At 74.4% G+C, this 24,862-nt stretch carries 25 protein-coding genes; 15 read left to right on the top strand and 10 right to left on the bottom strand.

The window, feature by feature from the left end; all coding sequences use genetic code 11:
* Nucleotides 1–245 precede the first annotated feature (245 nt).
* Nucleotides 246–701, top strand: coding sequence for a hypothetical protein (locus ACFV18_RS08575; protein ID WP_380480666.1), 456 nt, complete (start codon nt 246–248; stop codon nt 699–701).
* 114 nt (nt 702–815) lie between these two features.
* On the top strand, nt 816–1,472 hold the full coding sequence (locus ACFV18_RS08580) for a class I SAM-dependent methyltransferase (RefSeq protein ID WP_380480668.1): 657 nt from the start codon (nt 816–818) through the stop codon (nt 1,470–1,472).
* 123 nt (nt 1,473–1,595) lie between these two features.
* On the opposite strand, the gene ACFV18_RS08585 is transcribed toward ACFV18_RS08580, so the two are convergent.
* Together ACFV18_RS08585 and ACFV18_RS08590 are read right to left on the bottom strand one after the other, a co-directional pair.
* Nucleotides 1,596–1,868 (bottom strand): helix-turn-helix domain-containing protein, encoded by a 273-nt coding sequence (locus tag ACFV18_RS08585; RefSeq protein WP_380480670.1) that lies wholly within the window; start codon nt 1,866–1,868, stop codon nt 1,596–1,598.
* A gap of 164 nt (nt 1,869–2,032) precedes the next feature.
* Nucleotides 2,033–2,488 (bottom strand): DUF1348 family protein, encoded by a 456-nt coding sequence (locus tag ACFV18_RS08590; RefSeq protein WP_380480672.1) that lies wholly within the window; start codon nt 2,486–2,488, stop codon nt 2,033–2,035.
* A 116-nt stretch (nt 2,489–2,604) separates the two neighbouring features.
* On the opposite strand from ACFV18_RS08590, the gene ACFV18_RS08595 reads away from it, so the two are divergent.
* Nucleotides 2,605–3,165: a TetR/AcrR family transcriptional regulator gene (locus ACFV18_RS08595; protein ID WP_380480674.1), complete on the top strand. Its 561-nt coding sequence runs from the start codon at nt 2,605–2,607 to the stop codon at nt 3,163–3,165.
* A gap of 364 nt (nt 3,166–3,529) precedes the next feature.
* On the opposite strand, the gene ACFV18_RS08600 is transcribed toward ACFV18_RS08595, so the two are convergent.
* The gene (locus tag ACFV18_RS08600; RefSeq protein ID WP_380480675.1) at nt 3,530–5,128 is read right to left on the bottom strand and encodes a serine protease; all 1,599 of its coding nucleotides are present in this window, start codon (nt 5,126–5,128) and stop codon (nt 3,530–3,532) included.
* Nucleotides 5,129–5,275: 147 nt separating this feature from the next.
* On the opposite strand from ACFV18_RS08600, the gene ACFV18_RS08605 reads away from it, so the two are divergent.
* The 4 genes from ACFV18_RS08605 (at nt 5,276) to ACFV18_RS08620 (ending at nt 9,329) form a co-directional block, all read left to right on the top strand.
* Nucleotides 5,276–6,013 carry an RNA polymerase sigma factor gene (locus ACFV18_RS08605; protein ID WP_380480677.1) on the top strand — a complete coding sequence of 246 codons (738 nt, stop codon included), beginning with the start codon at nt 5,276–5,278 and terminating at the stop codon, nt 6,011–6,013.
* Entirely contained in the window at nt 6,010–7,101 is a 1,092-nt protein-coding gene (locus ACFV18_RS08610; protein ID WP_380480679.1) for a CU044_5270 family protein, read from the top strand. Before ACFV18_RS08605 ends, ACFV18_RS08610 begins: the two co-directional genes overlap by 4 nt.
* A 385-nt stretch (nt 7,102–7,486) precedes the next feature.
* Nucleotides 7,487–8,254 carry a type I methionyl aminopeptidase gene (gene map / locus ACFV18_RS08615; RefSeq protein ID WP_380480681.1) on the top strand — a complete coding sequence of 256 codons (768 nt, stop codon included), beginning with the start codon at nt 7,487–7,489 and terminating at the stop codon, nt 8,252–8,254.
* Between the two features lie 661 nt (nt 8,255–8,915).
* A complete protein-coding gene (locus ACFV18_RS08620) occupies nt 8,916–9,329 on the top strand; it encodes a transglycosylase family protein (RefSeq protein ID WP_380480683.1) in 414 nt (137 codons plus the stop codon).
* 102 nt (nt 9,330–9,431) lie between these two features.
* Here the strand turns inward: ACFV18_RS08620 and ACFV18_RS08625 are convergent, their stop codons facing one another.
* Complete coding sequence (locus tag ACFV18_RS08625) at nt 9,432–9,788, bottom strand: immunity 51 family protein (RefSeq protein ID WP_380480685.1); 357 nt, start codon at nt 9,786–9,788, stop codon at nt 9,432–9,434.
* Nucleotides 9,789–9,973: 185 nt separating this feature from the next.
* Nucleotides 9,974–11,062 (bottom strand): YihY/virulence factor BrkB family protein, encoded by a 1,089-nt coding sequence (locus ACFV18_RS08630; RefSeq protein WP_380480686.1) that lies wholly within the window; start codon nt 11,060–11,062, stop codon nt 9,974–9,976.
* 152 nt (nt 11,063–11,214) lie between these two features.
* Between ACFV18_RS08630 and ACFV18_RS08635 the strand changes: the two genes are divergently transcribed.
* The 3 genes from ACFV18_RS08635 to ACFV18_RS08645 are packed head-to-tail and all read left to right on the top strand — an operon-like array spanning nt 11,215 to nt 14,172.
* Complete coding sequence (locus ACFV18_RS08635) at nt 11,215–12,231, top strand: hypothetical protein (protein ID WP_380480688.1); 1,017 nt, start codon at nt 11,215–11,217, stop codon at nt 12,229–12,231.
* Nucleotides 12,228–13,535, top strand: a complete 1,308-nt coding sequence (locus tag ACFV18_RS08640; protein WP_380480690.1) for a sensor histidine kinase — start codon at nt 12,228–12,230, stop codon at nt 13,533–13,535. The genes ACFV18_RS08635 and ACFV18_RS08640 overlap by 4 nt, the downstream gene beginning before the upstream one ends.
* Nucleotides 13,525–14,172: a response regulator gene (locus ACFV18_RS08645; RefSeq protein ID WP_380480692.1), complete on the top strand. Its 648-nt coding sequence runs from the start codon at nt 13,525–13,527 to the stop codon at nt 14,170–14,172. The genes ACFV18_RS08640 and ACFV18_RS08645 overlap by 11 nt, the downstream gene beginning before the upstream one ends.
* Nucleotides 14,173–14,214: 42 nt before the next feature.
* Here ACFV18_RS08645 and ACFV18_RS08650 read toward each other — a convergent pair whose 3' ends face one another.
* Entirely contained in the window at nt 14,215–15,174 is a 960-nt protein-coding gene (locus ACFV18_RS08650; protein ID WP_380480694.1) for a polysaccharide deacetylase family protein, read from the bottom strand.
* A 350-nt stretch (nt 15,175–15,524) separates the two neighbouring features.
* On the opposite strand from ACFV18_RS08650, the gene ACFV18_RS08655 reads away from it, so the two are divergent.
* Nucleotides 15,525–16,715 (top strand): methyltransferase domain-containing protein, encoded by a 1,191-nt coding sequence (locus ACFV18_RS08655; RefSeq protein ID WP_380480696.1) that lies wholly within the window; start codon nt 15,525–15,527, stop codon nt 16,713–16,715.
* Between the two features lie 350 nt (nt 16,716–17,065).
* On the top strand, nt 17,066–18,700 hold the full coding sequence (locus tag ACFV18_RS08660; protein ID WP_380480697.1) for a sensor histidine kinase: 1,635 nt from the start codon (nt 17,066–17,068) through the stop codon (nt 18,698–18,700).
* On the opposite strand, the gene ACFV18_RS08665 is transcribed toward ACFV18_RS08660, so the two are convergent.
* From ACFV18_RS08665 to ACFV18_RS08675, 3 genes are all read right to left on the bottom strand, one after another.
* Nucleotides 18,672–18,977 carry a hypothetical protein gene (locus tag ACFV18_RS08665; RefSeq protein WP_380480698.1) on the bottom strand — a complete coding sequence of 102 codons (306 nt, stop codon included), beginning with the start codon at nt 18,975–18,977 and terminating at the stop codon, nt 18,672–18,674. The two genes, ACFV18_RS08660 and ACFV18_RS08665, sit on opposite strands and share 29 nt — an antisense overlap.
* Nucleotides 18,978–19,100: 123 nt before the next feature.
* Nucleotides 19,101–19,919 carry a hypothetical protein gene (locus ACFV18_RS08670; protein ID WP_380480699.1) on the bottom strand — a complete coding sequence of 273 codons (819 nt, stop codon included), beginning with the start codon at nt 19,917–19,919 and terminating at the stop codon, nt 19,101–19,103.
* A 53-nt stretch (nt 19,920–19,972) separates the two neighbouring features.
* Entirely contained in the window at nt 19,973–20,680 is a 708-nt protein-coding gene (locus tag ACFV18_RS08675) for an AAA family ATPase (protein ID WP_380480701.1), read from the bottom strand.
* Nucleotides 20,681–20,894: 214 nt separating this feature from the next.
* On the opposite strand from ACFV18_RS08675, the gene ACFV18_RS08680 reads away from it, so the two are divergent.
* From ACFV18_RS08680 to ACFV18_RS08690, 3 genes are all read left to right on the top strand, one after another.
* Nucleotides 20,895–21,779 (top strand): RimK family alpha-L-glutamate ligase, encoded by an 885-nt coding sequence (locus tag ACFV18_RS08680; protein ID WP_380480703.1) that lies wholly within the window; start codon nt 20,895–20,897, stop codon nt 21,777–21,779.
* On the top strand, nt 21,776–22,555 hold the full coding sequence (locus ACFV18_RS08685; protein ID WP_380480705.1) for a RimK family alpha-L-glutamate ligase: 780 nt from the start codon (nt 21,776–21,778) through the stop codon (nt 22,553–22,555). Before ACFV18_RS08680 ends, ACFV18_RS08685 begins: the two co-directional genes overlap by 4 nt.
* Before the next feature lie 145 nt (nt 22,556–22,700).
* Entirely contained in the window at nt 22,701–24,413 is a 1,713-nt protein-coding gene (locus ACFV18_RS08690) for a GAF domain-containing protein (RefSeq protein ID WP_380480707.1), read from the top strand.
* Nucleotides 24,414–24,480: 67 nt separating this feature from the next.
* Here the strand turns inward: ACFV18_RS08690 and ACFV18_RS08695 are convergent, their stop codons facing one another.
* Complete coding sequence (locus ACFV18_RS08695; protein ID WP_380480709.1) at nt 24,481–24,840, bottom strand: winged helix-turn-helix transcriptional regulator; 360 nt, start codon at nt 24,838–24,840, stop codon at nt 24,481–24,483.
* Nucleotides 24,841–24,862: the final 22 nt, after the last annotated feature.

The raw sequence follows: 24,862 nt of genomic DNA on the forward strand, positions 1-24,862 counted from the left end.
TCGGACGTCGTTACCTGGACTCGCTCACTGCCGAGGGGCGGACGACGGTGCCGTTCCGCCCTCGACTCGGGCCCGAAGTGCCCTGGTGGCGAAGGTACTTGGCGTCGCTTGTCGGAGTCGGGCCGACCGGCGGAGCAGATCGTACGGCGGACGCGCCGACGCGGAAGGCCGGGTTCGTTGTTCTGCGCCCGACGGCGCAGTTCCGGACGGCCATCTGGGCGGGCCCGGACCAAACGGCGGCCGTGATGCGCCGACGCGTTCGCTTGGCGCCCGGGCTGGGGCTCGCTGCCGCCGCCGCCCTGCTCGCCGGTCTGGTTCTGTTCGTCCCGCACGGTACCGAGCGCGATCCGGCGGTGCCGCCCCCGGAGCCCGGGCAGTCCGCCTCCCACCTTCCCGCACCGGCGGGCTGCGGCGAGGCACAGCGGGCACTGGACGCGTACCGAGCGGCGGCGGTGGGGACGGGCAGTGCGGGGCAGGCCGTTGCGGCGCGGGCAGCGAACGGCGCGTTGCAGTCCGCGAGTTCGGCGGCGGACCCGTATGTCCGGCCGGTGATCCTCAGGCTGGCGGAGGAGTTCCGGGAGTTGAGCCTCCGCCTGGACGGCCCGGCGAGCGGCGATCCCGGGCAGACGACGGCGAACATCGAAGCCGACACCCGGCGGCTCGAACTTCGGTGCACAGAAAGCCTGTTCGGTTCACCCTGACCTTCGGCGTTCGGACGCCCGCAGCCCGGGCTGGGCGCAACCCGGACGAGGGAAACGGACGTTGATGGGCCGGTCGAGCCGCAGGATGTCGGCGGCCGATGGGAGGGTGCTCGGATGGACACTCGCCTGCACGCCATCGCCGAGTACTGGAACGACGCCGCTCCCGCCTTCGACCAGGAGCCCGATCACGGGTTGGGGGCCGAGACCACGCGGCGGGCGTGGGTACGGAAGTTGGCAGGGTGGGTGCCCAGTGGGCCGCTGGAGGTGCTGGACGCCGGATGCGGGACGGGGTCGCTGTCGCGGCTGCTGGCGGAGGCCGGGCACCGGGTGACCGGGGTGGACCTGGCGGCGGGGATGGTGGAGCGGGCCCGGGCGAAGCTGGCGGGGGTGGGGCTGACCGGGCACTTCATGGTGGGGGACGCGTCGCGGCCGCCCGTCGGGGAGGAGCGGTTCGACGCGGTGCTCTGCCGGCACCTGCTGTGGACGCTGCCCGACCCGGAGGCGGCGCTGCACCACTGGACGACCCTGCTGCGCCCGGGCGGTCGGCTGGTCCTGATCGAGGGCCGGTGGCGCGAGGCGGGCGCGGAGCCGGAGCCGTACGTGCCCGGCGCGGAGGGGCTGCCCTGGGCAGGTGGCGCGACCGCGGACGAACTGGCCCGTGCGGTACGGCCGTTGGTGCGCGAGCTGCGAGTGGAGCCGCTGTCGCAGGACGCCGAACTGTGGGGCGGGCCCGTGTCGGACGAGCGGTACGCGGTGCTGGCGACGGTCTGAGGCGGGTTCCCGATCGCGGCAGCCTGGGCGAGAGGTGCGCCGTCCTGGGCAGGTCCCCAGCTCTGGCAGTCCGGTTCCGGGCAAGAGGTATGCGGTGCCGACGGCCGCACGAGGCGGCCCAGGTCAGCCCGCGGCGCGCCGGTCGTCGGTGACCACGCCCAGCCAGACCTGGGCGGCGTCGTCCAGCGGGACGTCCAGCGCGGCGCACAGGCCGACCACGGTGCCGAAGCCGGGGCTGGGGAGGCGGCCCATCTCGATCTTGCGGAGGGTCTCGGGGGAGATGCCGGCGCTCTGGGCGACGGCGACCGGGTCGCGGCCGGCCCTGGTCTCGCGGAACAGCGCGCCCAGGCGCCGGCCGGCTTCGATCTGCTCGGGAGTGAGGGGGACTCGCACCATGCCGCCACGCTACTGAACACGGCGGCCCGCCGTCGCCCCGCCCGGGAATCGGGGACACCGGGAGGCGCGCGCCCCGGCAGCTCGGGCTCGTCGCCTTGCCGGGGCCAAGGGTGCGGTGGCCCGCCGTCGCCCCGCCCGGTAGCGGCCCGGGGTGGCGGCGGGGGTCAGCGCACCGGGAGCTCGGGTTCGTCGTCCTGCCGGGGGCCGAGGATGCGGCGGTCGGCGGCGTCGATCCGGACGTCGTCGATGCTGGCTTCACGCCGCCGCATCAGGCCGTTCGGGTCGAACTCCCACAGTTCGTTGCCGTGGCTGCGCCACCACTGGCCCTCGTCGTCGTGCCACTCGTACTGGAAGCGGACGGCGATCCGGTCGCCGTCGAACGCCCACAGGTTCTTGCGCAGCGCGTACTCGTGTTCGCGGTCCCACTTGGCGGTGAGGAAGGCGACGATCTCGGTGCGGCCGGTGAGGAAGGTGTCGCGGTTGCGCCACACCGAGTCGGGTGTGTAGGCGAGGGCGACGCGCTGCGGGTCGCGGCTGTTCCAGGCGTCCTCGGCGGCCCGGACCTTGGCGAGTGCGCTGTCGCGGGTGAACGGCGGGAAGGGCGGGCGGCCCTCGGTCATGGGGTGGCCTCCTGGGGCGGATGCGGGCAGGTGGAGAATGATCGTTCTCCACCCTTGTCGGGCGCTAGGCTAGGGAACGACCGTTCTCCACGTCAATCCCCCGCAGGAGTGCGCCGATGCCCGCCCCGCTCACCGAAGAGCAGACCCGGCAGGACCGCGAAAAGCTGCTGGACGCCGCCGAAGCGCTGTTCTACGAGAAGGGCATTCGCGCTGTCGGCATGGACGAGGTGCGGGCCGCCTCCGGGCTCCCGCTGAAACGCATCTACCGCTTCCACCCCACCAAGGACGACCTGGTGGTGGCGGTGCTGCGCCGCCGGGACGTGCGCTGGCGCGGGCGACTGGTCGCCGCCGCCGAGGCGCAAGCCGATCCGCAGGCCCGGCTGCTGGCCGCGTTCGACTGGCTGGCCGGATGGTGCGCCGAACCGGGCTTCCGGGGCTGCGCCTGGATCAATGCCTTCGGTGAGATGGGCCCGGCCTCCCCGGCAGTGCTCGCCGAGGTGCGCTCCCACAAGGACGCCTTCCACCGGCAGCTGGCCGACTGGTGCGCCGCCGCCGGCCTCGCCGACCCCGCGCCCGTGCAACTGCTCGCCGAGGGCGCCATCGTCACCGCCGCGATCACCGGCACCGACGCCCCGGCCCGACAGGCGCGTGCCGCTGTCGAGGCGCTGCTGGTGTGACGGCGATCGATGGTTTGCGAGCCTGCCCGGTGTGACTTGGGGTTTCGACTTCTATTGACCGCGTGGGAGGCGGAGGGAAGGTGGTTCAGGCCGGCGCCGTGGGCGGTGTCGCGGAACAGGTCCTCGATCCTGGTCCGGCGGCGGAACTCCCGCTCCGCCGCCGCGATCTCCTCCTTCAGGTCCAGCTGCTCGTTCGTGGCGATGAACGAGTAGGCGTGGGCGTGGTCGGCGATGCCGCAACGGGCGGCCGGACCGGGGAAGTGGTCCGGCCACCCGTGAACCATGTGCGATCCGCGCCGTGCGAGGCCGGCCCGGCCCGGCGGTTCCGGGCGGTTCCCGGAGGGGCCTCAGGCGGCCGACGGGGTCACTGGGTGCGGTAGGCGTCGGTGATGGTCTGGTCGAGGGTGTTGCCGTCGGCGTCGGTCAGCTCGGCGCGCAGGGAGACACCGGTGCCGGCCGACGGGTTCTGGACCGTCACCGCGCCCGCTTCGAGCGGGAGGCGGGTCCACGAGGCGCCGCCGTCGGTGGAGGCCGAGACGGTCAGCGAGCGGGTGCGTCCGTCCGCGGCGGCTCCCTGCACGGTGACCGGAATCCGGAGCGCACTGCCGGCCACCGCGGTGCCGGCCGGGCTGAGCTCGGGAGAGAACCGCACGACGCTCACCGGGAGCGCGGTCGGCCCGGTGGTGGTGGCCGAGGCGAAGGTCCACAACGCGTTCACGCGGGTGGTCGCGCCGGCCGCGGCCTTGCGGGTCACCGTGGTGGACAGGCGGTACGAGGCCTTGCCCGAGGGCACGGTGAACTCGCCGCGTCCGGGTGCGTCGGACGCGGCGCCGACCAGCAGGCCGTCGCGGTACAGCGACGTGTACGCGGTGTCGAACGACGGGCTCCACGGTGCGTGGCCGTCGCCGTCGGCGAGCAGCGGGACGTTCGCGGTGATTCGGTCGCCGTCGCGTGAGACGGCGGGACGGTCGGTGAGCGCGGGGCCGAAGACCGGGCCGTCGAAGGTCTGGGTGGTCGTGGCCCCGGCCCGTACGGCGATGCGGTCGGCGGTGTAGGAGTTCGGCGCGGTGCCGTCGGCGCGGGGGACGGTGAAGCTGATGTCCCAGGTGCCGCGCTCGGGTGCGACGAGGAAGGTGGCGGTGCCGGGTGTCGGCATGGACCGGGAGACGCCGAGGGACGCTCCGTCGGTCGGCAGGAGGCTGAAGTGCGTGGTTCCCGTGCTGCCCGGCCCGACGGCGCTACGGATGTTCAGGGTGGCCAGCTCCTGCGCGGAGTAGTGCCGGGTGAGCCCGGTCAGCGCGCGGGTGCCGGTGAAGGTCCGGCCGAGCGCGTAGTTGACGGTGTCGGTCTTCCAGTTGACGTCGATCCACTGCTTCAGCGCCCCGGCTTCGGTCTCGGGCCCAAGGTGGGCCACGCGCAGGTTCGGCGACCCGTTGACGACATTGCCGCTCCTGGTGACACCGTTGTGTGTGACCTCGACGACCGTCGAACCGTGCACGAAGCTCGCGGAGCCGTCCGGGGGGCGGACGTCGACGGGGACGGTGGTCCGCGCGTCGACGGTGACGGTGGTGTCCCGGTCGAGGTCGAGGCGCGGCTGGACGATCCAGTCCGTCCCGATCGTGCCGTTCGCCCCCTGGATCGAGCTCAGGGTGCTGTCCAGCAGGTACCGGCCCTTGGGCAGCCGCACGGTGGTGACGCCGGAGGTGTCCTGCTGCTCGAGGAACTCCTCGCCGCCGTCCTTGAAGACCCCGGCGACATGGGTGCGGAACTTCGTGGCCGGTTGGCCGGCGCGGTCCACGTGCTTGATGGTGAGGGTGTACGTCTGCGGCTCCGCGGCGAAGGCCGCGCTGCCGAAGGCGGGAGTCGAGGTGCCGACCAGGGCGACGGCGACGGCCAGGGCCCGGAGGGCGCTGCGGCGGGGAACGGAACGAGGGACGGAGCGGGGGGCAGAAGTTGTGGTCATGCTCTGCACTGGTCGGACCGGCTCCGGAGTTCCTGTGAGCTGGACCACATCCGGAGCGGGGCGGCCCCCGGGGGTGCGGCGGCGCCTGTGACACAGGTCACCGGAACCGGGGCGGCGGACCGGGCAGGGCAGAGCGTGGAAGCACTCATGAGAACGCGTCTTCGCCGCGGCGATCCCGACGTCCTGGGCGAGCTGTACGACGAGCACGCCCAGGTGTTGTACCGCTACGCCCTCCGCGTGACGGGCGACTGGGCGGAGGCCGAGGACGTCGTCTCGACGACCTTCCTGGAGGCGTGGCGGGGCCGGGAGCAACTGCACCCCGACGGTGACGGGCTGCGCCCGTGGCTGCTGGGGATCGCGACCAACATCATGCGCCGCACCGCCCGGGCCCGCCGGCGCCGTGACATCGCGCTCGCCCGGATCCCGGAACGCGGCTCGGTCCCGGACTTCGCCGACGACCTGGTCGCGCACCTCGCGGACGTCGAGCACCTGCGTGCCGCGCACCGCGCGCTCGCCCGGCTCCGGCGCCGCGACCGGGAGGTCTTCACCCTCGTGGTGTGGGCCGGGCTGGACTACGCGAGCGCGGCCGAGGCGCTCGGCACGCCGGTCGGCACTGTCCGCTCGCGGCTCTCCCGGGCCCGGGCCCGACTGCGTGAACTCGCCGAGGCGGAAGCCAGGGCCCAGGCCAAGGCCGAAGCCAAGGCCAGGGCCAGGGCCGAGGCCCGCGTCCTGCCGGCGCGGCACCGGCACACAGGAACCGGAAGGCCCCCCGCGGCGGAGGGGCGGACCCCTTCCGCCGTCACCGCCCTGCCCGTACCGGGCCGCATCCCCGCGCTCCGGCCGTCGATCCACTCGATCCAGTCGATCCAGGAGAGCCACGGATGAACGCCACCCCACGGCGCGATACGCAGTGTCCGTCCTCCGCGCAGGACGAGCGCCGCGAACTCGCCGAACTGCTGCCCCCGCCGGCGGTGCCCGGCCTGGACACGGATCGTCAACTGCTGCTGAGACGGGAGGTGTTGCGCAGGGCCGCCGCGTCCGCCGAACCGCGGGGCGGCGCCACCCGGCGTCCGGCCCGGTACCGGCGTCCGGTCCGGATCGCGGTGCCGGCGCTCGCCTGCGCCCTCGCGGTCGTCGGCGTCGTGACGGTGGACCTTGGGGGTTCGGCCGGGCACGACCGCGCGGCGGTGACCGGGGGTGGCGCCGCCGACACCTCCCGCGCGGTACAGCTGCTCGACCACATCGCGCTCGCCGCCGGAGCGGAGCAGTCGACGGTCCGCGCCGACCAGTTCGTCTACGTCGAGAGCAGGGTCGCCTACGCGGCTCAGAGTACGGCGGGCGGTCCCGTGACCATGGCTCCCGTACACACCCGGCAGGTCTGGCTGTCCGCCGACGGCAGCCGCCCCGGTCTGCTGCGCGAGGAGGGCGGGCCCGACACCCGGCTCCGCGAGAACGGCCCGGTCCGCCACCTCGACCGGCCGGGGGAGACCGCCGGGCCCGACACCCCGCGCGGGAACGGTCCGTCGATCGGTGAAGCGACCAACGCGTACGTCGCCTCGCTGCCCACCGACCCGGACGCCCTGCTGAAGCTGATCAGGGAACAGACCCGCGGCGAGGGCCAGGACCCGGACCAGCGGGCGTTCACGGCGATCGGCGACCTGCTGGCCGAGACCTGGGCGCCGCCGCAGGTCAGCGCCGCGCTCTACCGGGCCGCCGGGCGGATTCCGGGGGTCACGGAGGTTGCCTCGGCCGTCGACGCCGCCGGACGCGAAGGCGTCGCCGTGGCGCGTACGGCGCACGGGCAGCAGACTCAGTGGGTCTTCGACCGGACCACGTACGCGTTCCTCGGCGAGCGAACGGTCCTCGCCGAGGCCGGCGAGGCAGGGCCGGCCGGGACGGTGGTCGGCACCTCGGCGGTCCTCGCGAAGGCCGCCGTCGACCGCGTCGGCCAACTCCCCTCAACGGGCCGGTGATGCGGCCGGCAGCCGACTGACCGGCTCCGCGCCGTCCTCGACTCACCCGACTCCCGGGCCGGCGGATGGGCCGAACGACCGGATCAGCGGACGGTGACCTGGGCGCGGTGGCGTTCCAGGCCCCGCTGTCGGTGTGGAGCGCGATCTCCAGCTTCGGTCGGCCGGTGGATGGTCCGGCCACCGCCCCCGAGGTGGAAGGCGGTGGTCGCGGCCGGGACATGCAGTTCTCGTTCGCAAGGTATCGATCACGGTCACAGGCTGGAGAGCGGATCCCCAAGCGGTATTTAAATACCGTTCTGCTGCTAGGGTGTCCCCGTCCCGCCGGTATTCAAATACCGGCAGCCTCATGGAGCGGGCGGCGCTGCCGCTGTGCAGGGAGCGTGTCGTGATCGAGTACAAGACGCCGCAGGCGATCGAGAAGATGGCCGTCACCGGCAGGTTCGTGGCCGAGACACTGGCCGAGCTGTCGGGGATGGTCGAGCCCGGCCGTGAGGTGATGGACCTGGAGCGCCGGGCCCGGAAGCTGGTCGAGAAGCGTGGCGCGGTCTCCTGCTACTGGGACTACGCGCCGTCGTTCGGCCGCGGGCCGTTCCGCAACGTGATCTGCCTGTCCGTGAACGACGCGGTGCTGCACGGGCAGCCGCACCCCTATGTGCTGCGCGACGGGGACGTGATCAGCCTGGACTTCGCGGTGTCGATCGACGGTTGGGTCGCCGACTCCGCCGTCACCGTCGTCGCGGGCGCGGCCGCCGAGCAGGACGTCCGCCTGATCGACTCCACCCGGGCCGCGCTGGACGCGGCGATCGCCGCGGCGGTGCCCGGCAACCGGATCGGCGACCTGTCGGCGGCCATCGCCAAGGTCGGCCACGGGGCGGGCTACCGGATCAACACCGACTTCGGCGGTCACGGCCTGGGCCGCACCATGCACGAGGACCCGCACGTCGCCAACGTCGGGCGGGCGGGGCGCGGCCTGGAACTGCGCCCGGGGCTGACGCTGGCGCTGGAGCCGTGGTGGTGCGCGGGGACGGCGGAGCTGCGGGTGGACCGGGACGGCTGGACGCTGCGATCGGCGGACGGCTCGCGCGGCGCGCACTCCGAGCACACCGTGGCGATCACCGAGGACGGGCCGCGGGTGCTCACCGCGCTGTCCTGAGACCGTCCTGGGGTCGCTGCCCCGGGGTCGTCCTGGGGTCGCTGCCCCGGGGTCGTCCTGGGGTCGCCCCGGGGTCGTCCTGGGGCCGCCCCGGGGTCGTCCTGGGGTCGCCCCGGGGTCGTCCTGGGGTTGCCCCGGGGAAGTCGCGGGGCCGTCCCGGGGGCGTCGATTCGGCCACGGTCGGTGACCGTGAGACGAGCCGGTCGTGACCGCTGTGGCCCGGCCCATACGCGGAAGGGCGGGTGGTCGGCGCGCGGTCACCGGTCGAGTGCGCGGTGTGTGCGGCGCCTCGGGAGAGGTGGTCCAAAGCCGGTGAGGCCGGTCACAGCACACGCCGGCCGGGCCCGGGAAATCGCGGGCGGAGGCGGCGCAAAACCCCGATATACCGCCGGTAACGCGGCTCTGACCTGCGCAGACCTTCGAATGCTTGGACATCGGCCCGGACGCCCGTAGCTTCGTAACCAGTGCAGGGCGCACTACCCGGGATCACCCGACACCAACGCCCCGGAGCGGCCACCGAGCCGCACCGCACGGGCAGGGTGACCGCGACGGAGAGCACGTCGGCCAACGACGACACCGTCCGATCAACAAGCGCGAAACAGCAGGCCCGTCAGGGGTCCTGGTTCCGCCTTGCCTGCCCGGGGCAGCCGAAAGGATTCGCATGATCTTCCGTAACGAGACCGCCGCCGCCACGACCGCCGCCACCACCGCCGAGAAGGGCAGCCGTACCCGCAAGCGCGTCCGTGCCGCCATTGTGGTGGGCGCCGCGGTGGCCGTTCTGCCGGTGGCCGGACTCGTCACGGCAACCTCGGCCCACGCCGCCGACGCGTCCACCTGGGACAAGGTCGCGCAGTGCGAGTCGAGCGGCAACTGGTCGATCAACACCGGCAACGGCTTCTACGGCGGCCTGCAGTTCACCTCCTCCACCTGGGCCGCGTTCGGTGGCACCGCCTACGCCCCGCAGGCCAACCAGGCCACCAAGGCGCAGCAGATCGAGATCGCCGAGAAGGTGCTCGCCAACCAGGGCCCCGGCGCCTGGCCGGTGTGCTCCGTCAAGGCCGGTCTGACCAAGTGACGCACTGAGCACGATCGCCGCATCCGCACACGCCGACGGCCGCCCCCCACCTCGGGAGGGGCGGCCGTCGGCGTGCGCGCGTGTTCGTGGGGTGCGCGGCGCTCAGTCGAACCAGTCGGGCTCGGCGGCGTCGATCAGCTCGCGCAGCGTCGGCCGGTCGTGGAACGCGCCGGACAGCAGCGCGCCGAGTTCGCGCAGCGCCGCCGCGTCCTCGCCGTACGCCACGAACATGCCGGCCTCCGGGTCGTAGCGGAACCGGCCCTCCAGGTGCGGCGCGCGCGAGCGCACCGCGGAGCGGGCCACCGCCTCCCAGCTGTAGCCGCCGTTCGGCTGCCCGGCGGCCTCGAACACCTCGTCCACCGCGACCATCCGGTCGTCCGACAGCAGCAGGCAGTACGAGCCGGGTCGGTGGTCGTACTCGAAGAACGACAGCGGGGCGTACGTCTCACGATCAGTCATGGACCGGACGGTATCGGCGGCCACCGACACTCACGCGGGAGGGGACGGATCGGCACGGTCAGCCGGTGCGCGAGTCGCCAACTGCCGTAGTCGGCCGGTCACTTGGCAAGCTCCGCCATCCGGTCGGCCAGCGCGCGGGCGGCCGGGCGGCGGAACACCTCCGGGGCCGGTTCGGCGATGGGAGGCTACCGCCGCTCCTCGGGGCCCTGTTCCTCGTCCGGCCCCTTCTCCGGCGCGGGTCCGCCGTCCCCCTTCGGCCCCTTCTCCGGCTCGGGCTCGTCCTCCTCCGGCTCGGGCTCGTCCCCCTCCGGTTCGGCTTCGGGCGGGACGAAATCGACCGCCACGCGCTGCTCGGGGCGGCGTTCCTCCTGGCGGGCCAGCGACTCCAGCACCTCCTGGTCCGGGCCGGTCAGCGGCGGCTGGAGCAGCGAACGCGGCCACAGCCGCCGGGCCAGCACCACGTTCGTCTCGGACGCGTACACGGTGATCTGCGACGCCAGGTACAGCCAGGACAGCAGGCCGATGACCGTCGCGAAGAAGCCGTACACGGCGGTGGCGTGCCGCAGTTGATGCGCCACCAGCACCGCGCCGAACGCCTGCAGGACGGTGAACAGCGGGCCCGCCACCAGGCTGCCCGGCAGCAGCTGGCGGGTCGGCACCTCCTTCGGCGTGAGGACCCGCAGGCAGGCCGCGAACACCGCGGTGTTCAGCACCGCCGACAGCAGCAGCCCGCCGACCCGGGCGAGGGTGCCCGCAAGCGTGGTGCTGACCAGCGCCGCGGCCGCCGTGGTCACCACCAGGCCGAGGCCCAGCGCACCGAACAGGGCCAGGCTGCGTGCCAGCCGCGGCCAGTAGCCGGGCCGCCGCACGCCGGGGACGTTCCACACCTCGGCCATGGTGTGCTGGAGGACCTGCGCGATGCCCAGCGCGCCGTACAGCAGGCCGAGGACGCCGATCACCAGCGCCAGCCCACTGCCCTGCACCGAGTGCACGTTCTCCCGCAACTGGTTGCCGATGATCGGAAAATCGGCCAGCGCGGAGTTGACCACCGCCTCCTGCGCCCCCGGATGACCGTGCAGCACGAAGCCCAGCACGGTGGAGAGCAGGAGCAGCAGCGGGATCAGGGACACGAAGCCGTAGTAGGTGATCAGCGCGGCCAGCAGACCGCCCCGGTCGTCGCCGTACTTCTTGATCACGCCGAACACCACGGCCGGCGGCCCGTGCCGCTGCTGGGTGCGGTCGACGGCACGCAGCGCGCGTTCGATCGGATTCACGGGCGGTCCTCCTCGCTGGTCGGCATCCCCGCACCTATCGCGGACCGGCGCGAACCGTCACCCGCAGCCGGGCCACGCTCCCCCGAACGGGGGAGCCAAGTCCCCTGTCCGGGGGAATCGACGCACCCCGGGCGATTGCGATCGTCGGAGCCATGACGACACCGAACCTCCTGGCCAGCACCCGCCGGGACCGCCTGCGGACGGTCATCTGCGTGGGGACGATCGCCGCCACGCTGCCCTACCTGGCACTGAAGATCGCCTGGGTCGCGGGCAGCAGCATCGGCGTGCACGGCGACGGCATGCACAGCGGCAGCATGATCGGCGCCAACCTGGCGACGCTCGGCATGGACGCGATCGCGGCCGCGCTCGCCCTCGCCCTGGCCCGCCCGTGGGGGCGGCGGGTCCCCGGCTGGCTGCTGATCCTGCCGATGTGGGTGGCCACCGGACTGCTCGCGCCGATCGCCCTGGTGGTGCCCGTCGCGGCCGTGGTCGGCGCGTTCACCGACGGCTTCTCCTCCTCCGGCAGCCCGGACCAGGACACCATCGACGGCTGGGTGTACGCCATGGTCTACGGCGGGTTCGGCCTCCAGGCCGTCGGACTGGTCGCCGGGTTCGTCCTGCACGCCCGGGAACGCTGGGCCGGCGTGTTCGCGCTGCGCCTGCGCGACCTGCCCCTCGGCCCGGCCGCCGGCGCGCGGCGGCTGATCGCGGCCGGGGTCGCCGCGTTCGGCCTGATCCCGGTCGGCATCCAACTGTCCTGGGCGTTCGGCAGCCACGCCCTGCGCCCCGGCGACACCCGCACGGCGAGCCAGTCCCTGATCATCGACAGCGGGTACGCCCTGATCATCCTGGCCGGCCTGGTCGGCATGCTGGCGGTGACCCGGCAGCGGCAGGACGGCCGGCCTGCCCTCCGGCTGCTGGTCATGGCCTGGGTGGGCACCGGCACGGCCTTCGGCTGGGGGTTCTTCTGGCTGGTCACCTCCTCCCTGCACACCCCGCTGAACGATGGCTCGGACATGCGCGGCCTGGCACTCCTCGGCGGGTTCCAGACCCTGACGGGCGCGGTGCTCGCGACAGTACTGGCCCTGATGGTGGTTCAGGCCGCCGCACCGGCCGGGCAGGGGGCGTCCGAGGACGGCGGCGACCGGGGTGGGATGATCCGGGCGTGACGCTACGGGGGGAGCTCCGCCGGACCGCCCAGGCCCTGCTCGGCCGGGCGGCCCTGCGGCGCTGGGCGCTGCTGATCCTGGGCGGCGCGATGATGACGCCGTTCTGGTTCGTCACGAACATCGTCCTCGGGATCACCCTCGACCGGGTGGTCCCGCAGACCTCGCTGGGCCGGGCACTGCTGGTCCAGTTCCTGGCCTACCTGGCCGCGCTGCCGCTGGTCGCCGCGACCGCCGCGGCCCTCCCGTTCATCCGGCAACTCGAGTCCGCGATCGTCCGGACGCTGCTTCCGGCCGGGACGTGGGCGGAGGGCCCGGACGACCGGACCGCCTCGCGCGGACGGACCGCCGCCTGGGCCGTGCTGCACCTCGGACTCGGCGCGCCCCTCTCCGGGGCCACGCTGGCAATCCCGCCAGCCGTCGTGGCGCTACTGGCCGTACGTCCGTTCCTGGACCAGGCCCCCGGGTGGCTGGGCGCGGTACCGGCCTGGCTCGGCCCGGCCGCCGGCCTGCTGCTCGCGGCGCTGATGCCGACGGCCGCCTGGGCGACCGGCCTGCTCCTGGAACGCTCGGCACCCGCCCTGCTCGGACCGTCCGCCGCAGAGAAGCTCGCCGAGGCCGAACGCCACAGTGCCCGCCTCGCCGAACGCAACCGGCTCGCACGGGAGTTGCACGACTCCGTCGGCCACGCACTGGGTGTGGTGACGCTCCAGGCCGCAGCCGCCGGCCGGATCCTCGACCGCGACCCGGCGTTCGCCCGCAGCGCCCTCGCCGCCATCGAGGAAGCCGCCCGGTCGGCCGCCGACGAACTCGACCACGTCCTCGGCCTGCTCCGCGAGGAGAGCCCCGGCCGCACCCCCCAACCCGACCTGCGCGACGTCCACCACCTCGCGGACTCCGCCCGCGCCACCGGCTCACCCGTCACACTCACCGTCGGCGACCTCGACCCCACGCCCGCCGTGGTCTCCCGCGAGGCCTACCGCATCGTCCAGGAGGCCCTCACCAACGCCCTCCGCCACGCGGCCGGTTCACCCGTGGACGTGACGATCGAGGCCACCGCGGGGGAGCTGCGCCTGCGGGTCTCCAACCCGCTGCCCGCGCCGCGCCGCCCCACCCGCCGCGGCGGCCGGGGCACCCGAGGCATCGCCGAACGCGCCCAACTCGTCGGCGGCCACGCCGAGTTCGGACCGGTCGGCAGCCACTGGCAGGTGACCGCCCGGCTGCCACTGACCCTCGGCGGGGCCCTCGGCCCGGCCCGCCCCGCCGCGCAACCACCGACCGCCCCGGAGGGGACCTGTGAGTGCTGAGCCCATCCGGGTACTGATCGCCGACGACGAACCGCTGGTGCGTTCCGGCCTGGCCGTGATCCTGTCCGCCGAACCCGACATCGAGGTGGTCGGCGAGGCCGAGAGCGGCGCCCAGGCCCTCGCACTCGCCCGCGCCCTGACACCCGACGTGGTGCTCACCGACGTCCGGATGCCCGCCCTCGACGGCATCCAGGCCGCCCGGCGGATCCTCGACACCGTCGTCCCCGCCCCGCGGGTCGTGGTGATCACCACCTTCGAGAACGACGACAGCGTCCACGACGCCCTCCTCGCCGGCGCTGCGGGCTTCCTGCTCAAACGCTCACGGCCGGAAGCCATCGTGCAGGCCGTCCGGCTGGCCGCGTTCGGCGACACCCTGATGTTCCCCGACTCCGTACGCGACCTGGCACTGCGTCACCGCCGCGAGGCCACCCCGTTCGCGCACCCGCTCTCCGACCGCGAACAGGAGGTGCTGCGCCTGATGGCCGCCGGCCTCGGCAACGCGGAGATCGCCAGGTCGCTGTTCCTCGGCGCGGAGACCGTCAAGACCCACGTCGCGAACATCCTCACCAAGCTCGGCGCCCGCAACCGCACCCACGCCGTGGTCCTCGCCTACCGTTCCGGCTTCGTCGCGCCCTGACCACCGCGTTCGGGCGTCGGGGTTGCCGCGGCCGGGGCGCGGTCAGAGGTAGTCCTCCAGGCGGCCGATGGCGAAGCCCTCGGCGGTGGCGGTGTCGACGACGCGGCGGAGCATGTCGGACATGGTGCCCTTCCAGCCCGGGGCCGGGGCGCGGAAGTGGGTGAGGATGATGTCGCCGGAGTGGAGCTTCTGGCCCGAGTAGCGGTATTCGAGGTGGTCGGGGAAGGCCTCCTCGGTCCACAGGGGGACGGCCGTGACGCCGCAGGAGGCGGCGGTGCGCAGGGCGGCGTCGGTGTACTCGCCGTACGGGGGGCGGAACAGGTAGGGGCGGGTGCCGATCTCCTCCTCCAGGCGGTCCTGCTGGCCGCAGATCTCGCGGCGCAGCGCGTCGGCGTCGAGGCGGCGCAGGTCGGGGTGGGTGATGGTGTGGTTGTTGACGGCCACCCCGCGCTGGGTCATGGCGCGGAAGTAGCCGTAGTCGGAGCGCGCCAGGTAGTCGGAGACGAACACGGACAGCGGCACGTCCAGCTCGGCGGCCATCTGGGCGAACTCCGGGTCCTTCTCGGCGCCGTCGTCCACGGTCAGGAACACCACCTTGTCCTCGGTGGGGACGCGGTGGACCACCGGCGGCAGGCCGTCGGCGAGCAGCACGTACGGCCCTGCGGTCAGCTCCGGCTTCTCGGCGGGCGCGGCGGGCGCCGTCAGCGGGAGGGCGGCCAGGCCCCAGTGCCGGGCGGCGGTGAGCGCCGCCTCCTGTTGCCTCGACTTATGTTCGGCGGCGGCCAGTTGACTGTTCATCTCCTGCCCGGCCGCGCCCTGCGGGACGGCGGCGGCGGGCTGAGCGGCGGCGGGCGGTGCGGCGGGGGCGGCCTGGGTTCCGGTGCCGTCCCGGGTGTGCGGGGAGCTGCAGCCGGTGGCGAGAGCGCCGAGGGAGGCGAGCGCGGTGAGGGTGGCGAGGTGGCGGCGGCGCGAGGACCGGCGGCCACGGATCTTCGTCGGCATACCGGCCGGTGATCCCCGCTTTGCACGGTGGGTAATCGGCTCCTCACCCGGCCGGCGCACCTGCGCCGCCCGTTCGACACGCCGTGGCAGCCGCCACCGCCAGGTGGGCGCCCGCGCGGGTCGTACGCCCCCGTACGACCCCGGCGCGCCCTGTCGGCGGGAACGGGCCGACGGGAAGATGGGGTCCTCGCCGCGTGCGCGGCGACCGTCGTCAGGGGAGGAGTGGTCGCGATGGGTGAGCACGAGAAGCCCGCGCCGGACCCGGGCCAGGGCACCCCGCCCCCCGGAAACTCGGACGGACAGGTGCCGCCCCCGCCGCCCGGTACCGGCAAGCGGCGCAAGTAGCGGCGGTGGCCGAGGAATTGGACCTGCCCTCGTACCGGTCGCGGCTCGACCGGGTGATGGCGGAACGCGGGGCATGGCCCGAGGGAGCGCCGTGGGTGCGGGACGCGATGGCGGCACTGCCCCGGGACGGGTTCGCGCCGCGGCGGCTGTGGCGGTGGGACGGCCGGGCGTGGGCGCCGGTGGACCGGGCCGTCGATCCGGCGGGCTGGGCGGGGGAGTTGTACCGCTCCCCGGACGAGGCGGCGGTGACGAAACTCGGTGACGGCCTGCCCACGTCGAGCCTGTCCTGCCAGGCCGTGGTCGCCGACATGGCGGACAGCCTCCGGCTGGAGCCCGGGCACCGCGTCCTCGAACTCGGCACCGGCAGCGGCTGGAACGCGGCGCTGCTGGCCCGCCGCGCCGGACCGGGCCAGGTGGTCAGTGTCGAGGCGGACCCGGCGCTCGCGGCCGCCGCCGCGAGTCGGCTGGCCGCCGCGGGCCTGGAGGTCCACGTCCTCACCGGCGACGGCGACTTGGGCGCACCCGGCCGCCCTCCGTTCGACCGGGTGATCGCCACCTACGCCGTCGAGCAGATCCCCTGGGCCTGGATCGAACAGACCGCCCCCGGCGGGCGGATCGTCACCCCCTGGGGCCGCCTCGGCCACGTCGCGCTCACCGTCGCCGAGGACGGCAAGTCCGCCACCGGCTGGATGCAGGGCCTGGCCCGGTTCATGCCCACCCGCACCCAACACGCCCTCCGGCAACGGACGTTCGCCGACATCCGGCAAGGGACGTTCGCCGACATCCGGCGAGCCTCGGAGCCCGGCGCCACCGGGGCCACCCACCGTGACCCGGCCCGGCTCGCCGACCCGTGGGGGCTGGGCTTCGCCCTGCGCGTCGCCCTCCCCGAGCTGACCGTGCACACCGGCCACGACCAGGACGGCACCAGCGCGTGGATCACCGACGGCCACACCTCCTGGGCCGTCCTCTCCGCCCGCCCCACCGGCGGCGCCTGGACCACCCAGGGCGGACCACGCCGCCTCGCCGACGAACTCGAAACCGCCTGGACCGAGTGGGAGACCGCCGGCCGGCCCGGCGTATACGACTACGGCCTCACCCGCACCCCCACCGAGCAGTACGCCTGGGCGAACGACCCGCACACCGGCCCCCGCTGGCCGGCCGGCGGCCCGGGTCGCGCGCCGGTGGTGAGCTCGTAGAGGCGCGTGACGGCCCGGCGGTGGCTTCGGCGCGGCTCGCGCGCCCGCTGTCGCGGCCCGGGTTCCGGCCCCGTTGGCCCGGTGCGACCCCGGCTCGGACGCCGCTGGTGCGCCGCCCGGCCCCGGCAGCGGTTGCGGTGTGACTCGTGCGGGCCCCGGCGTCGGCCGGTACCTGGGCGCTGCTCGCGGGTCGCGTGTCGTTGGCGGGCGTGACGGCCCGGTACCGGCGGTGGCGTCGGCCCCACTTGTAGCCCCCGTCGTCGGTGGAGCGCTGTCCGGCGCCGCCGGTCCTCTCGTCGGCCGGAGGCGGGATCGGTCGGCGGGTGTGGGGCCGCTAGGGTCTGAGGGTGATGCGTGAGTGGGTGGAGCGGGCGGTGCCGGGGCCCTGGTCGTGGCGGGCGGTGGCCCGGGAGGTGCTGGGCGGGCTCGTGGTGTGCGGGCTGGCCGCGCTGTTTCAGCGGGCGGACAGCGGGGGGTGGCCGTCGGGGCTGGTGGTGGGTGCGGCGGGAGTGCTGTTCCTGTTGCGGCGGGGGTTGCCGGGGACGGTGCTGGTGCTGTCGGCGGCGGGTGCCGGCGGGCCGAGCGGCTTCCTGCCGCTGCTGGTCGCGGCGGGCTACTCGGCGGGCCGCCGGATCACCAAGCCCTGGTACGCGCCGGCGGTCTTCACGATCGGCTTCGTGCTGAACTTCGCGGCGGGCGTGCTGCAGTACCGCCGCGACCACTTCCCGCTGCCCGCGCTGCTCGGCATCTGCGTGGTCGGCTACCTGCTGGTGGGCGTGCTGCCCGCACTGTTCGGCCGGTACCGGGCGCAGCGCACCGCGCTGCTGGACAGCCTGCGCGAGCGCAACGAGCAGCTGGTCCGCGAACGCGTGATGATCGCGCATCAGGCGCGGCTGCGCGAACGCCACCGGATCGCCCAGGACATGCACGACAGCCTCGGCCACCAGCTCGCGCTGATCGCCGTGCACACCGGCGCGCTGGAGGTGGACCGCACGCTCGGCGAGCGGCAGCGCGAGGCCGTCGGGGTGCTGCGGCAGGCCGCGACCGGCGCGATGCACGAGCTGCGCCAGGTGGTGGGCCTGCTGCGGGACGACTCGCTGCCGGCGGCCGGCGGCGTGGACGCGATAGACCGGCTGGCGGAGACCTCGCAGGCGGCGGGCGCGAACGTGGAACTGCGGCACGAGGGCACGCCGCGCGAACTCGCCGCGGCCACCGGCCACGCCGCGTACCGGATCGCCCAGGAGGGCCTGACGAACGCGCACAAGCACGCCCCGGGCGCGCTGATCGTGGTGACGGTGCGCTTCGAACGGGACTCCGTGATCGTGGAGGTGGTGAACGGGCCCGGCGGGGACGCGACGGCGGCGGTCTCCGGCGGCCAGGGCCTGACCGGCCTGCGCGAGCGGGCCCGGCTGCTGGGCGGGGCGATACAGGCGACCGCCCGGCCGGACGGCGGATTCCGGCTGAGCGGTCGACTCCCGTACACCTCGGACGGGGCGCTGGCGGCGATCCCCGAGGAGGAGGAACTGCGCGAACTGGCCGGTCAGTTGATCGGCCCCGAGAAGCGCCGCCGGAGCCCCGCGATGGGCTGCGCACTCGGCGCGGTCGCGGTGCTGGGCGTGGTCGGGGTGGTCGCCACGATCGGGGTGCTGGTGTTCATCAGCTCGATGCGCGACGCCACCGTGTCGACCAAGCTGTACGACTCGATCGAGGAAGGCCAGTCCGAGGGCACGGTGAACGCCCGGCTGCCGGTCGGCAGCGACTTCCTGACCGGCGACTTCAAGAAGTACGGCCCGCCGGTGCCGGACGGCGCGCACTGCCGCTGGTTCGCGGGCGACGTGCGGGTCGGCACCGGAGACGGCCAGGACGTGGTCCGGTTCTGCTTCAAGGACGGCCTGCTGCTGGAGAAGCAGCACTTCCAGACCTCGCAGACGGGGCGGCCCACGTCCGGTGCGAGCATCAACTCCTCGCAATCCCCAGCTCCTTGAGTCGCTTCGCGTGCTCGTGACGGATCCGGGTCAGCGCCTGCGCCCGGAACGGATCCTCGGGGGCGATGGCGTCCGCCGCCTCCAAGGCCTCGTCCAACAGCCGCAGTTGGAGGTCCCGGTGGAGCAGCACCGGGTGGTGGCGGGTCAGTTCGACGGCCGCGAGGGCCAGCTTCGGCAGGTGCACCCGGGGGTTGTCCAGGGCCAGCAGGCGGTGCGCCCGGTAGGCCTGCCACGGGGTGGGGGGTTCGCTGCCGGCCAGCAACACCCGGGCACGCATGGCCATTTCCTGATCGACGTGTACGGACACACGACTCCCATCAACTCGTCCGAAGGGGGAATGCGGACGAGTCTGCGCCCGAACGAACCGCCCGGACAAGGAAAAACGCGTGTGTGCCCGGTCCTACCGCGAGCGCTCGTGAGCAGGCAGAATAGGGGTCGACACGCTGCCGGAGCCGACGACGGCGGCCAACCGGGCCTCGACGGCGTCGAGTTCCGCGCAGGCCTGGGCGCGCAGCGCGGGCAGCAGGGTGAGGGCGGCGCGGGCCGCGTCCGGGTCGGGCTCCGGATCCTGGTGTGCCGCGGTGACGGCGGCGCGCAGCGGCAGGGTGGCGAGCGCCGTCTCCCAGGCGGCGCGGTGCACGCCCGTCGCGTAGCGGGACGTCAGGTACTCCAGCGGGCTCAGCGCGAGGGCGTCCTGGTCGGCCGGCCCCGCCAAACGGTGCTCGGGCAGCAGCCAGGCGACGCCGTCGCGGGCCACCAGGTCGAACGCGCGGGCCAGGTCGGGCGCGCTGCTGCCACGCGCGGCGGCGGTCGAGGCGGCCGCCAACAGCCGCTCCAGCATGGCCGCTTCGCGCGGATCGGCGGTCCGGTCCGGATGCTCCTGCTCGGCGAGCAACTGCTCCAAGTGGTAGCGCTGGCCCCAACTGCCCACCGAGCGGTGCATCGCCCCCGCCCGGGTCTCCCGGATCGCGGCCAGCACCAGCGCCCGGGTGGTCAGATCGCGCCGCACCGCGAACCGGTCCCCGTCCGGGAACAGCCGCTCCAGCGCGCAGCGCACCGCGGTGACGGTCGGCCCGTCGTACCAGCGCAACGTCCAGCGGTGCCCGGCCTGTTCGTACTGCGGCTCGATCGGGACGCGGAACTGCACGGACAGCCGGTCGGCGATCCGCCGTGCCTGCGGGCCGCGTTGCGGCCGGGGGGAGGGGGAGGGGGTGCGCATGGCCCGGAGACTAGCCAGCACGCGGCGGGGCGGCGGGCGACGCGCGGGGCGGCTCAGCCGTTCGCCGCAGCGCCCGCCGCCGTCCGGGCCGAGGCCGCCGCGAGCTGCGGCGCGGGCACCCGCCGACCCGCCGCCACCTGCGCGTTCACCGGCCGGACGGTGGCCCGGCCGTGCGGCGCGGTGAACTCGATGGCGGTCAGCCGGGCCGCCGACGCGCGCGGCAGCAGCACCACCGAGGCCACCCCCGGCGGCAGCGGCCCGTCCGCCGAGGCCAGGGCACGCAGCGCGGCGCCGGCCCGGCGGTGGCGGGCGAACGCGTACCGGGACACCCGGCGGCCGCGCCGCCGCTGGCCGTCCGCGGCCTGCGCGGGCGTGGCGTCCAACAGCAGCAGGTGCAGGTGCCGGCCCTGACGGTGCGCGGTACGGGCGATGGCCCGGCGCACCCACGGCAGCGCCCCGCAGTCGTGCACCACCAGCGGCCCGCCGGCCCGCAGCGCGGCCCGCAGCCGCAGATAGTGGGCGGCGCGGACCAGCGGCCGGTACAGGGCGTACGGGACGCCGGGCAGGGCGGCGGCGAAACGCTGCCGGGTGTGCTGGGAGTCGATCACCCGGGCCCGGGCGCAGCGCGCCATCAAGGTGCTCTTGCCGCTGCCGGGCAGGCCCGAGACCACCAGAACGTCGAGCGCCGGGTAGGCCAGCACGGTCGGCGCCGGCCGGTCCGTCAGGTCGTGCCGGGCGTGCGGACGCAGCAATGGATGCACACGGTCCCCCTCAAGAGTGTGCCAAATGAACGTCATGTCAACGTCATGCCCCTGGCGTTGGGTTCCAGACCTGCGGAAATGCGCCTGTGACGTGTCTGTGGCCGTTCCCGTACACCCTGCGCGTTTTCCGAACAAAGATCCGTGGCAGGGTGGACAGATGCGAACGGCCTCCCGGCACGCGCGCGGGGGGACAGAGGGGAATGGGTGGGCACAGATGAGGTTCTGCTTCCTGGTCGAGGAGCACTACCGCCACGACGGGATGCCGCTGGAGGTGGTCCACCACCTGCGGGCAGCCGGCCACCGGGTGGACGTACTGCGCCCCGGCGCCGAACTGCTCGACCTCGCCCGGCTGATACGCAGCGGCACGCACGACGCGTGGGTGCTGAAGACCGTCTCCGGCGGGCCCGGCCTCGGACTGCTGGAATCCGCCGCCGCGGCCGGACTGACCACCGTCAACGACGCCCGGGCGATCCGGCCGGTCCGCGACAAGGCGCAGACCGCCGTGGTCGCCGCCCTGCACGGCCTGCCGATGCCGCGCACCTGGGCCGCGGCCGACCCGGCCGTGTTCGCCGCGATACCCGAGCGGCACTACCCGCTGGTGGTCAAGCCCGCCGACGGCTCCTCCGGGCGCGCCGTCCACCTCGTCCAGCACCCCTCCCAGCTCGCCGAACTGGCCGGGCCCGACGGCGGGGGCCTGCTGATCGCGCAACCGTACGTCGCCAACGACGGACTCGACCTCAAGGTGTACTGCGCGGGCGGCGAGTTCTTCGCCACCCAGCGCACCTCGCCGCTGCACCCGCACCGGCCCGCCACCGAACGGCCCGTCCCGCTGCCGCGCGAGGTCGCCGCACTCGCCGCGCAGGTCGGCGAGGTCTTCGGCCTCGACCTGTACGGCCTCGACGTACTGCTCGGACCGGACGGACCCACCGTCGTCGACATCAACGACTTCCCGAGCTTCCGGCAAGTACCGCACGCCGTCGAGCGGGTGGCCGACGCCGTGGTCCGCCTGGCCCGCACCGGCTCGTCCTGGCCGACCCCCGAGGCCGACACACTGCTCGCCCCCGCCCCCGCCCCGGCGCCCGCCCCGGCCGCCCGGTGACGGCGCTGCGCATCGCGGTCCTGGCCCGCGACCCGGACCACCCGCTGCTCGCCGCCACCCGCGAACTCCTTGCCGCGGCGGGCCACTCGACGGTGCCGGCCGGCCAGGACGCGGACCTGCTGATGCTCAAGGCGCGCGGCGCCGCCGCGCTCCAGGCCGCCCGCCGCTACGAGCAGGCCGGCACACCCGTGCTCAACTCGGCCGCCGCCACCGCGTTCTGCCAGGACCGGGCGGCGATGGAACAGCGCGCCCGCCGGGCCGGCCTGCCGTTCGCACCCACCGTCGCGGACGGCGCACTCGGCGAACTCACCTGGGCCGGGCCGGTGGTGGTGAAGAGCCGGCACAGCCGGCGCGAAGACCTGGTGGCCCGCGCCGACACCGCCGAACAGTGGCGGGCACTGATCGCCCGGTGGCCGCACGAACCGGTCATCACCCAGCGGCCCGTGGCCGGCGACGGCTGGGACCGCAAACTGTGGGTGATCGACGGGCACCTGTTCGCCGAACAGCGCCGCTCCGAACTCCACCCCGGCGGCCCCGCCCGCCGCCCCTGGACCCCCGGACCCGAGGAGAGCGCCCTCGCCCTGGCCGCCGGGCCCGCGTTCGGCCTCGACGTGTACGGCATTGACCTGCTGGACGGGCCCGACGGCCCGATCGCCGTCGACGTCAACGCCTTCCCCGGCATCCGCCACCAGGCGGGCGCGCCGGAGGCACTGGCAGCACTGGCTGTCCGCACCGCGCTCGTTGCCCGCGCCGCCCGCGCCGCCGCACCCGGCTGACCTGCGAACGCGGGCCCGCCACGGCCCGGTTCCACCCCGGCACCTGCCCGGTCGCGATGCTCCGGGCGACCCCGTCGGTGCACCCCCGCCGCCCGATCTGCGAGAATCGGGCGGCGAACAGGGCCAACGGACGAGGAGGAACGCAGTGCGCGAGGAGGAACCGCGGTCGCGGCTTCCCCAGCTTCGGCTGGACGAGCTGCTGGCCGAACTTCAGGCCCGGATCGATGTGGCACGCGGCACCCGGGACCGGGTGCACAGCCTGCTGGAGGCGGTGCTCTCGGTCGGCCGGGAGCTGGAGCTCACCCAGGTGCTGCGCCGGATCGTCGAGGCGGCGGCCGTCCTCGCCGACGCCAAGTACGCGGCGCTCGGCGTGATCGGCGCCGACGGCGACACCCTGTCGCAGTTCCTCACCGTCGGCCTCAGCGACGAGGAGATCGCCAGGATCGGCCCCTACCCGACCGGCAAGGGCCTGCTCGGCGAACTCATCCGCAACCCCGAACCGCTGCGCCTGGACGACCTGCGCGAGCACCCGGCGTCCACCGGCTGCCCCACCCACCACCCCGAGATGCGCACCTTCCTGGGCCTGCCGGTCCGGGTCCGCGACGAGGTGTTCGGCAACATCTACCTGACCGACAAGCGCGGCGCCGCCGGGTTCGACGACGACGACGAATCGGTGATCGCCACCCTCGCCGTCGCGGCGGGCGTGGCCATCGACAACGCCCGCCTGTACGAGGAGGCGCAGCGCCGGCAGCGCTGGCTGACCGCCACCGCCGAGATCAACCGCCGCCTGCTGTCCGGCAGCTCCCGCACCCAGGTGGTCGAGCTGATCGCCCAGCGGGCCTGCGACATCAGCGGCGCCCGGCAGGCCGACGTGCTCACCGTGCTGCCCGACGGAGGCGGCCTGCACATTGAGCTCTCCCTCGGCGGCGACCTGGCCGGCCGGGTCGGCGCGGACGTCCCGCTGGAGGGCACCATCTCGGGCGCGGCCTGCGTCCAGGGCGCGCCGGTGACGTCGAACGTGCTCGCCGAGGACCCGCGCTTCCCCGCCCGGGCGGACCGGTACGCGGGCCTCGGCCCGGCCGTCGCGGTGCCGCTGGGGCGCGCCGAGGGCCACACCGAGGGCGTGCTGCTGCTGGTGCGAGCGAGCGGCGAACCGGAGTTCACCGAGCGCGAGATCGAGCCGCTGCTGGCCTTCGCCGACCAGGCCGCGCTGGCCCTGGAGCTCGCCGAACGGCGGCGCGACGCCGAGCAGTTGGCCGTCCTGGAAGATCGCGACCGGATCGCCCGCGACCTGCACGACCTGGCCATCCAGCGCCTGTTCGCCACCGGCATGACGCTGCAGAGCGCCGCCCGCTTCATCGACCACCCCGGGGCCTCCGACCGGGTGCTGCGGGCGGTCGGCGACCTGGACGAGACCATCAAGATCATCCGTTCGACGATCTTCGGGCTGCGGGTCCGCGAGGCAGGCGTCGGACAGGGCCTGCGCGCCCGCGCCGTCCACGTGGTCGAACAGGCCCACTCCGCGCTCGGCTTCGCCCCCCGCCTGAGCATGGAAGGCCTGCTCGACACCGACGTCCCGCCCGCCGTCGCCGACCACCTGGTGGCCGTCCTCAACGAGGCGCTCAGCAACGCCGCCCGGCACGCCAAGGCCGGCCGCGTCGAGGTCGCCCTCCAGGCCACCGGCAGCCAGGTCGTCCTCACCGTCCAGGACGACGGCGTCGGCATCCCCGCCCAGGGCCGCCGCAGCGGCCTGCGCAACCTCGAGGAACGCGCCCGTTCCCTCGGCGGCACCCTCACCGTCACGGCCCCCGACACCGGCGGCACCACCCTCAACTGGACGGCCCCACTGAGTCACTGAGACCCCTCGCCGCGCCTTCGCGCACCGCCGACAACCCGGCCGGGCGCGAAGGCCGGTCGGGCAGACCCTAGGGCAGCGGCCGGAGGGCGCGTTCGGTCTGCCGGTCGCGTGCCCACGCGGCCAGGGGCTGGAGGGCGTCGTTGAGGCGGGCGCCGTCCTCGGTGAGGGAGTATTCGACCCGGGGCGGGACCTCGTCGTAGGAGACCCGGCGCACCACGCCGTCCGTCTCCAGTTCCCGCAGATGGGAAGCCAGCACCTTCTCGGTGATCCCCGGCAGCAGCCGGCGCAACTCGCCGAAGCGGCAGCAGGGTTGCTCGTGGAGCGCCCACAGGATCAGCACCTTCCACTTGCCGCCGATCACCTCCATCGCGGCGTCGATCCCGCAGACGTGTCCCTCCGGCGTGCCCGGCCGGTTCAGCGTCGTCATGTTCCACCCTTCTGACCTGCTC

Origin of the sequence: Kitasatospora sp. NPDC059673 (assembly GCF_042734215.1) — a bacterium.
Classification (GTDB): domain Bacteria; phylum Actinomycetota; class Actinomycetes; order Streptomycetales; family Streptomycetaceae; genus Kitasatospora.

Bases quoted from the DNA above. Each gene is read 5' to 3' on its own strand.
- ACFV18_RS08575 (WP_380480666.1), top strand. From the start codon at position 246: ATGCGCCGACGCGTTCGCTTGGCGCCCGGGCTGGGGCTCGCTGCCGCC.
- ACFV18_RS08580 (WP_380480668.1), top strand. From the start codon at position 816: ATGGACACTCGCCTGCACGCCATCGCCGAGTACTGGAACGACGCCGCT.
- ACFV18_RS08585 (WP_380480670.1), bottom strand. From the start codon at position 1,868: ATGGTGCGAGTCCCCCTCACTCCCGAGCAGATCGAAGCCGGCCGGCGC.
- ACFV18_RS08590 (WP_380480672.1), bottom strand. From the start codon at position 2,488: ATGACCGAGGGCCGCCCGCCCTTCCCGCCGTTCACCCGCGACAGCGCA.
- ACFV18_RS08595 (WP_380480674.1), top strand. From the start codon at position 2,605: ATGCCCGCCCCGCTCACCGAAGAGCAGACCCGGCAGGACCGCGAAAAG.
- ACFV18_RS08600 (WP_380480675.1), bottom strand. From the start codon at position 5,128: ATGACCACAACTTCTGCCCCCCGCTCCGTCCCTCGTTCCGTTCCCCGC.
- ACFV18_RS08605 (WP_380480677.1), top strand. From the start codon at position 5,276: ATGAGAACGCGTCTTCGCCGCGGCGATCCCGACGTCCTGGGCGAGCTG.
- ACFV18_RS08610 (WP_380480679.1), top strand. From the start codon at position 6,010: ATGAACGCCACCCCACGGCGCGATACGCAGTGTCCGTCCTCCGCGCAG.
- ACFV18_RS08620 (WP_380480683.1), top strand. From the start codon at position 8,916: ATGATCTTCCGTAACGAGACCGCCGCCGCCACGACCGCCGCCACCACC.
- ACFV18_RS08625 (WP_380480685.1), bottom strand. From the start codon at position 9,788: ATGACTGATCGTGAGACGTACGCCCCGCTGTCGTTCTTCGAGTACGAC.
- ACFV18_RS08635 (WP_380480688.1), top strand. From the start codon at position 11,215: ATGACGACACCGAACCTCCTGGCCAGCACCCGCCGGGACCGCCTGCGG.
- ACFV18_RS08650 (WP_380480694.1), bottom strand. From the start codon at position 15,174: ATGCCGACGAAGATCCGTGGCCGCCGGTCCTCGCGCCGCCGCCACCTC.
- ACFV18_RS08660 (WP_380480697.1), top strand. From the start codon at position 17,066: ATGCGTGAGTGGGTGGAGCGGGCGGTGCCGGGGCCCTGGTCGTGGCGG.
- ACFV18_RS08665 (WP_380480698.1), bottom strand. From the start codon at position 18,977: ATGCGTGCCCGGGTGTTGCTGGCCGGCAGCGAACCCCCCACCCCGTGG.
- ACFV18_RS08670 (WP_380480699.1), bottom strand. From the start codon at position 19,919: ATGCGCACCCCCTCCCCCTCCCCCCGGCCGCAACGCGGCCCGCAGGCA.
- ACFV18_RS08680 (WP_380480703.1), top strand. From the start codon at position 20,895: ATGAGGTTCTGCTTCCTGGTCGAGGAGCACTACCGCCACGACGGGATG.
- ACFV18_RS08695 (WP_380480709.1), bottom strand. From the start codon at position 24,840: ATGACGACGCTGAACCGGCCGGGCACGCCGGAGGGACACGTCTGCGGG.